General features: G+C 70.1%; 7 protein-coding genes. 3 read left to right on the top strand and 4 right to left on the bottom strand.

The genetic code is table 11. The features are described from left to right. Positions 1 to 89: 89 nt before the first annotated feature. From AC08OP_RS16675 to AC08OP_RS16660, 4 genes are all read right to left on the bottom strand, one after another. Positions 90 to 779 (bottom strand): formylglycine-generating enzyme family protein, encoded by a 690-nt coding sequence (locus tag AC08OP_RS16675; protein ID WP_476615043.1) that lies wholly within the window; start codon positions 777 to 779, stop codon positions 90 to 92. A gap of 415 nt (positions 780 to 1,194) precedes the next feature. Beyond that, a complete protein-coding gene (locus AC08OP_RS16670; RefSeq protein ID WP_476615044.1) occupies positions 1,195 to 1,413 on the bottom strand; it encodes a group II intron maturase-specific domain-containing protein in 219 nt (72 codons plus the stop codon). Beyond that, complete coding sequence (locus AC08OP_RS16665; RefSeq protein WP_476615042.1) at positions 1,414 to 1,731, bottom strand: hypothetical protein; 318 nt, start codon at positions 1,729 to 1,731, stop codon at positions 1,414 to 1,416. 102 nt (positions 1,732 to 1,833) lie between these two features. After that, the gene (locus AC08OP_RS16660; RefSeq protein WP_476615041.1) at positions 1,834 to 2,001 is read right to left on the bottom strand and encodes a hypothetical protein; all 168 of its coding nucleotides are present in this window, start codon (positions 1,999 to 2,001) and stop codon (positions 1,834 to 1,836) included. 117 nt (positions 2,002 to 2,118) lie between these two features. Here AC08OP_RS16660 and AC08OP_RS16655 point away from each other — a divergent pair, with 117 nt between their 5' ends. The 3 genes from AC08OP_RS16655 (at position 2,119) to AC08OP_RS16645 (ending at position 6,834) form a co-directional block, all read left to right on the top strand. Beyond that, positions 2,119 to 5,130 carry a Tn3 family transposase gene (locus AC08OP_RS16655; protein ID WP_476615040.1) on the top strand — a complete coding sequence of 1,004 codons (3,012 nt, stop codon included), beginning with the start codon at positions 2,119 to 2,121 and terminating at the stop codon, positions 5,128 to 5,130. 38 nt (positions 5,131 to 5,168) lie between these two features. Continuing rightward, the gene (locus tag AC08OP_RS16650) at positions 5,169 to 5,759 is read left to right on the top strand and encodes a putative immunity protein (RefSeq protein ID WP_476615039.1); all 591 of its coding nucleotides are present in this window, start codon (positions 5,169 to 5,171) and stop codon (positions 5,757 to 5,759) included. A 118-nt stretch (positions 5,760 to 5,877) separates the two neighbouring features. Further along, a complete protein-coding gene (locus AC08OP_RS16645; RefSeq protein ID WP_476615038.1) occupies positions 5,878 to 6,834 on the top strand; it encodes a tyrosine-type recombinase/integrase in 957 nt (318 codons plus the stop codon). Positions 6,835 to 7,001 lie beyond the last annotated feature (167 nt).

The following is a 7,001-nucleotide window of genomic DNA, read 5'->3' as shown; positions in this document are numbered from 1 at the left end:
GGCACCACCTGATCAGGCCCTATCCGGTCAGGATCGCTCTCGTCCGGCGGGCAACACGGACCGGTGCATGAGCACGGATGCGACGTGGGTCAGGGCACGGCGCAACGCGCGACGCGGAACCCCACGTCGTCGAGGTGGAAGGCCGGGTGGCCGCGGCGGCGTACGGAGGCCCGGCAGCTCCAGTGCTCGTCGAACCACCCACCGCCCCGCAGCACCCGATAGGTGCCGTAGACCTCGGTGTCGTACAGGTCCCAGCACCAGTCCCACACGTTGCCCAGCATGTCGTACAGGCCCCAGGAGTTGGGCTGTTTGCCGCCCACGTCGTGGATTCGCCCGTGGGAGTTGCCGCGGTACCAGGCAATGTCGTCGAGTGGCCCGTACCGCGGGCCGCTCGTGCCGGCCCGGGCGGCGTACTCCCACTCAGCCTCGGTCGGCAGCCGGTACCCCTCGGCGCGGGTGTCCCACTCGACACCCTCGCCGTCGGCACCCTCGCCGTCGGCCTGGATACGGTACGCGGGCGCCATCCCGTCGCGGTGGGACAGGGCGTTGCAGAACCGGACCGCGTCCCACCAGGAAACCCCCTCGACGGGCAACCGGTCCCCGTGGGCCGAGCCCGGCCGCTGGCCGACAACCGCCGCGTACTGCTCCTGGGTGACCGGAAACGCCGCGAGACAGTACGGCGCGAGCTCGACCGACCAGTTGCGCTGCGTTCGCCGGTCGGACAGCGTCACCCGCCCCGGCGGGATGGAGATCAACGTGTTTCCCACGCTCGCGCCCATGCCGGGCGATCTTACCGAAGCTCGTCCGCACGGAGAGTCCCGGTAGGCACGCGGGCCGTCCGTCTAGAGTGTTGCTCTATGGGAGGCGTCGGGGTAGCGCCCAGTCGGGCCCGGCTGGTGGACGCGGCCGTGGCCTGCGTGCTGGAACATGCTGCTCGTCGGTCATCCCGGCATCCCGATCCTCGGTCGTAAGGCGTCTCGGATCACTACCAGCAGGTGATGGCGGCGCGGTTAACCTGTCAGCGGCTTGCCGAGTAGTTGGGGCTGGCCGTCGAGCGCCTCGAGCACGAGATGCGGCACCGTCTCGATCGCCCCGTCCAAGACGGCCGGGTAGCCCGGGGGGGATCTCACCCCCGGGCCCCCACAGAACGGAGCGTGATGGTCTCCTGTCACTCCGCTCGTCCCACCCAGTCCGTCAGAAGCTGGTGGTCCACGCCCAGTGGGCGAACAGGCGGGGCTGTCTACGAGTTAGCCCCTTCCACCATCGTTTGGCCTTCTTGAACGACCTCAGACGTCTGAACTTCCGCCTGGCCCATCGCACTAGGTAGGTGTTGATGCGTTGCAGTAAGCGATACAGCTCGGAGCGGTAGAACTGCCCGTAGTAGTTCATCCAGCCGCGGACGACCGGATTCAGCTACTCCGCGAGCGCCGTGATATCCTCGGTCGTGCGCAGGTTGATCCGCCATCGGCGGACCACGCCCCCCATCTTCTTGAGGGCGTCCCGGCTCGCCGCTGGCAGGAAGCTGGAGAACATCTGCCCGTCCTTTTTGCAGGCGCCTCTTGCCCGGAACGTGTAGCCGAGGAACGTGAACGACGTGTTGCCGTAGACCTCACGCCGGTTTCCGTCCCTGCAGTACACGATCCTGGTCTTGTCGGGGTGCAGGCGCAGCCCGACCTCTCTCATTCGCTCCGCCAGCTTGGCCCGCACATACCGGGCCTGCTTCTCGGTCACACAGTGCACTACCGGGAGAGTCGGCGGCGGGGATCTCACCCGCCGCAGCTCGCAGAACCTGCCGTGCACGTCTCCGCGCAGCAGGCTCCCATTGCCCAGCGGTCAGGGGAGAACGCCGAACTGCCAGTGCGCGAACAGGCCAGGTTCCCGACGCGCGATTTCGCGCAGCCATTCCGTCGCCCGCCGCTCTCGGCGTTTTAGCCGCTTGTACTTCCGCGTCGCCCATGCAACAAGCTTGCGGTTGAGGTACTTCAGGAGGGGATACAACATCGACTTGTAGAAGGAGCCGTAATAGGGGTCGCCGTAGTACTCGCGAAAAATCGGGCGGATATGGGGTGAGTAGGCTCCTGACCAGGGGATCTTCGGGTTTTGGCGGGAGGGTGCTGGGTGGTCGTTCCGACGCTCGCGGACGAGGAGTTGGAGGGGCTGCGTCGGTTTCCGGAGATCGGCCGGGAGGATCTTTTCCGGTTTTTCACGTTGACTCCCGCGGACCTGGCGTTCCTCGATCCCGGTCGGGGCCGAGGGCCAGCGGACCGGCTGGGGCTTGCGGTCGCCTTGTGCACGTTGCCGTGGTTGGGGTTTGTGCCGGACGACGTGACGTCGGCGCCGCGGGCGGCGGTGCTGCGGCTGGCTGAGCGGTTGGCCGTCGACCCGGATGTGATCGGCTCGTACGGGCGGCGGGCCAAGACACGCACGGATCATCTGCGGCTGGCTGCGCGGTATCTGGGGTGGCGGGTGCCGACCGCGCTGGAGCTGAAGGAGCTGGACGAGTTTCTTTTGGCGCGGGCGATGGAGCACGACTCGCCGACGTTGCTGTTCCGGCTGGCCTGTGAGTATCTGATCTCGGCGAAGGTGATCCGGCCGGGGCCGGTGACGGTGGTGAAGCGGGTCGGGCACGCCCGGGATGTCGCGCGGCGGGAGACGTTCGACCGGCTGGCGCACGAGTTCACCGATGAGCGCCGCGCTGGGCTGGACGGGCTGCTGGTGACCGACCCGGTGATCGGGATGACCCGGCTGCGGTGGTTGGGTACGGGGCCGGTGGAGGCGTCGCCCGCGGCGGTGAAGGCCGAGATCGCGAAGTTGATGTTCCTGCGTGGGATGGGCGCGCACGCCCTGGACTTGTCGGTGTTGCCGGCGGAGCGGCGGCGGTTTCTGGCCGCGGTGGGCCGCCGGCTGACGGCGCAGGCGTTGGCGCGGCGGGAGCCGGAGCGTCGGTACCCGATCCTGCTGACCGTGGTGGCGCAGTCGGTGACGGATGTGTTGGACGAGGTCGTGCAGCTGTTCGATCAGGCGGTCTCGGCGCGGGAGAGCGGGGCCGCGCACAGGATGCGCGATGAGCTGGTCGAGCGTGGCAAGGCCGGCGAGGAGCGTCAGGCGCTGCTGGACGCGGTCCTGGCTATCGTCGCTGACCCGGCGATCTCGGATGAGGACGTGGGTGGGCTGATCCGCGGGGAGAAGGTCGGGTGGGAGCGGCTGCGGGCCGCGCGGGCCGCCGCCCTGCCACCGCTGCCGCGCGATCACGGGCACCTCACGGCGTTGGACGGTTCCTACGGGTACCTGCGGCGGTTCACCCCCCAGGTCCTGGAGGCGGTGACGTTCGCCGGCGGCACCGCCGCGACTGACCTGCTCACAGCGGTGGACATTCTGCGTGAGTTGAACGCCACCGGCGCCCGTAAGGTCCCGCGGGGCGCGCCGAGCGGTTTCGTTCCGGCTCGCTGGCGCGGCTACCTGGACACCGCGATCAAGGCGGACGACGTCACCGCCTACCGGCACTACTGGGAACTGTGCACGTTGCTGGCGTTACGCGACGGGCTGCGCACCGGGGATGTGTTCGTGCCCGGCTCGCGCCGCTACTCCGACCCGGCCGCCTACCTGCTCACCCCGGAGAAGTGGGCCGATCATCGGGTGGAGTTCTGCCGGCTGGTCGGCAAACCCGCCGACGCCGCCCGGGGGCTGGCGGAGGTCGAGGACGAGTTACACGTGGCGCTGGGTGAGCTGGAGCGGACGCTCGCCGCCGGCGGCCCGGTTCGCCTGGACGCCGAGGGTGACCTGGTGATCTCCCCGCTGTCCGCGGAGGACGTCCCGGCCGAGGCGGTGGCGCTCAAGGCCGAGCTGACCGCGATGCTGCCGTTCGCGCCGATCGTGGCGCTGCTGATCGAGATGGACCAGCGCACCGGGTTCCTGGACTGCTTCACTCACGCGGGTGGCAAGCAGACCCGCACCGCGGAGGTGAAACGGAACCTGATCGCGGTGCTGATCGCGCAGGCCACCAACCTTGGGCTGACCCGGATGGCGGACGCCTGCGGCATCTCCTACGACGTCCTGGCCTGGACCGCGGAGTGGTACGTGCGGGAGGAGACGCTGCGCGCGGCGAACCTGACGCTCATCGGCTACCACCAGAAGCTGCCGCTGACCTCGGTCTTCGGCACGGGCACGCTGTCCTCCAGCGACGGGCAGCGGTTCCCCACCCGCGGCAAGTCCGTCACCGCCAGGGCTTTGAGCAGGTACTTCGCCCACGAGGGGCTGTCGACGTACACGCATGTGACCGACCAGCACACGACCTACGGCACGAAGGTCATCGTCGCGACCAGGCGCGAGGCGCACTACGTGCTCGACGAGATCCTCGGCAACGCCACCGACATCCCGATCGTCGAGCACGCCACCGACACGCACGGTGTCACGCTGGTCAACTTCGGCCTGTTCGACCTGCTGGGGTTGCAGCTCTCACCCCGCATCCGGGACCTGGGGAAGATCGCCCTCTGTCGGACGGGCTCGAAAACCGAGGTGAGCACGGCGTTCCCGCTCGCGGGGCCGCTGCTGACGCGGCGCGCCAACCTCGATCTGATCGCCGGGCACTGGGATGACCTGCTGCGCCTGGCCGGGTCGCTGAAGTTCGGGCACGCCACCGCCTCGCTGCTGGTCAGCAAGCTCTCGGCGTCCGGCCGGCAGAACGCCCTCGCGGCGGCGCTCAAGGAGTACGGGGCGCTGCGGCGCACGATCTACGCCGCCCGCTATCTGTCCGACCCGGCGTACCGGCGCAAGATCTCCCGCCAGCTCAACAAGGGCGAGTCACTGCACGCGCTGAAACGGGACCTGCTCTACGCCCACGAGGGCACGGTGCGTGCCCGCCACCTCGAAGCCCAGACCGAACAGGCCTGGTGCCTGACCCTGGTCACCAACGCCGTGGTGACCTGGACGACCGAGTACTACGGGCTCGCGGTGGACTCGCTGCGCGCGACCGGGCGGCACATCGACAACGAGGTACTCACGCACATCTCCCCGACGCACAGCGAGAACATCAACTTCTTCGGCGCGATCGAGGTGGACATCGAGGGCGAGCTGGCACAGCTCGGCCCGACCGGGTACCGGCCACTGCGGATGCGCGACACCTTGTTCTGACCGGTGCGATGGTCCGCTTCCGGTGCGCGGATGTCCCCGTGCTCCCTGGCCGGCTCGCCGCGCGCGAGGATGACGCCGTGGCGGAGGACTCCACGACGATCGAACTCGACCGGTCCGAACTCCGCGCGGTCGTCGGCTACACGGCGGCGTGCGCACAACCCGCATTGGCGATCTTTGAACGTGAACGCTCTGGCGATCGGCGCCCACGAGCGGCGCTCGACGCCGCGCGGGCGTTCGCGCGGGGAGCCGAGCGGACCCAGGTGATGCGGGACAGCGCGTGGGCCGCGCACCGGGCGGCTCAGGAGACCCGCGACGCGGGACAGGTCGCGGCGAGCGACGCCGCGCGCGCGGCCGGCCACGCGGTCGGCGCGGCGTTCCTTCATCCCCTGGCGCACGCCACTCAGGTCAAGCACATCCTCGGAGCGGCAGCTCACGCCGCACGAGCGCTCGAACTCGCCGCCGGAGACGATCCCACCGTCGGGGCCGACCACCTCGCGCAGGCGCGGATCCTCGCGTGTCCCGTGGTGGTGGACGTACTACGGCGCTACCCGGTCGCCCCGCGCGGCGGCGGGCGGGTCGGAGAACTGATCCGTCAGCTGGACGCGTCGCTCCGCCGCTCTACCGGATAATGGACCATTATCCGGTAAGGTGATCCACACCGGGGGCTGGTGGCCAGCGCGAACCGCGCGGCCGCCGGGACGCGACTCGTGCGCGTTATCCGGTAGCTCGACCGTGGCGGGAGCGTTGATGGCAGCGACAGTGACGAAGCTCGACGCCCGCCGGGCCGGACCCGGCCCGGCGGGCGGGCCGACGGTGCGCGCCGCCATCGACGCCTTCCTCGACGCCCCGGCGATCCGGGACAACCCGCACACCCTGCGCGCCTACACGAACGTGCTCGACCGAGTCGCCGAGCTCCTCGGCCCGGACCGGGCGCTCGCCGACGTCGCCGACGACGAGGTCGGCGCCGCGCTGACCGAGTTGTGGGCCGCAGCGAAACCAGCGACCTGGAACCGCAACCGCGCCGCGGTCGGCTCCTGGCTGGGCTGGTGCGCCAGCCGGCGGCACTGGACCACCCCGACGGTGCCGGCGGCCGCCGAACGGCGCCGCGAACCCGCGGACGACACCAAGGCCGTGGCCCGGTCCCGGATCGACCGGCTCTGCCGACGCCGCGACGTCCCCCTACGAGAGAAGACGCTGTGGCGGATGCTCTACGAGTCCGCCAGCAGAGCCTCCGCCGTCCTCGCGCTCAACATCGAGGACCTCGACCTGCCCAACAAACAAGCCCGAGTCGTCGTCAAGGGCGGCGACACCATGTGGATCACCTGGGGCACCGACACCGCCCACCTGCTACCCCGGCTCATCGCCGGCCGGACCCGCGGCCCACTGTTCCTCTCCGACCACCGGCCCGGCCCACACCGCCGCGCGACCACCGACCGACGCGACCTGTGCCCCGACACCGGCCGGGCCCGGCTCGGCTACGACCGCGCCCGGACCCTGCTCGGCCAGCACGGTGACGGACTACGCCTCCACCAGCGCCGCCACAGCGCGGCCACCCACCTCGGCGACGCCAACACCTCCGCCAACGTGATCATGGCGAAGACCGGGCACACGTCACTGCGCTCCGTCCAGCGCTACGTCAAACCCGGCCTGGCCGCCGTGCACCAGGCCACCGAGGCGCTCTCCAGCCCGCCACGCCGGGCGTAAGGCGGCGTCACCACAGGCCACAGGCATATCCGCCCGATTTTTCGCGAGTACTACGGCGACCCCCAGCCGATGCCCTTGCGCTCCCCGGGACGACCACGCCAGATCCGGGCCCGGTAGAGCAGCCGTGGCCGCCACCCGGGCCGGTAGCAGACCATCGGCGACCACAC

The sequence above is a fragment of the Frankia sp. CeRuru1 genome, assembly GCF_977966315.1.
Note: the sequence above shows the minus strand (reverse complement) of the source record. Positions and strands in the feature narration are given on the sequence as shown.

Coding starts and splice junctions, on each gene's coding strand:
- AC08OP_RS16660 (WP_476615041.1), bottom strand. CDS start 2,001: ATGTTGTATCCCCTCCTGAAGTACCTCAACCGCAAGCTTGTTGCATGG.
- AC08OP_RS16645 (WP_476615038.1), top strand. CDS start 5,878: ATGGCAGCGACAGTGACGAAGCTCGACGCCCGCCGGGCCGGACCCGGC.
- AC08OP_RS16675 (WP_476615043.1), bottom strand. CDS start 779: ATGGGCGCGAGCGTGGGAAACACGTTGATCTCCATCCCGCCGGGGCGG.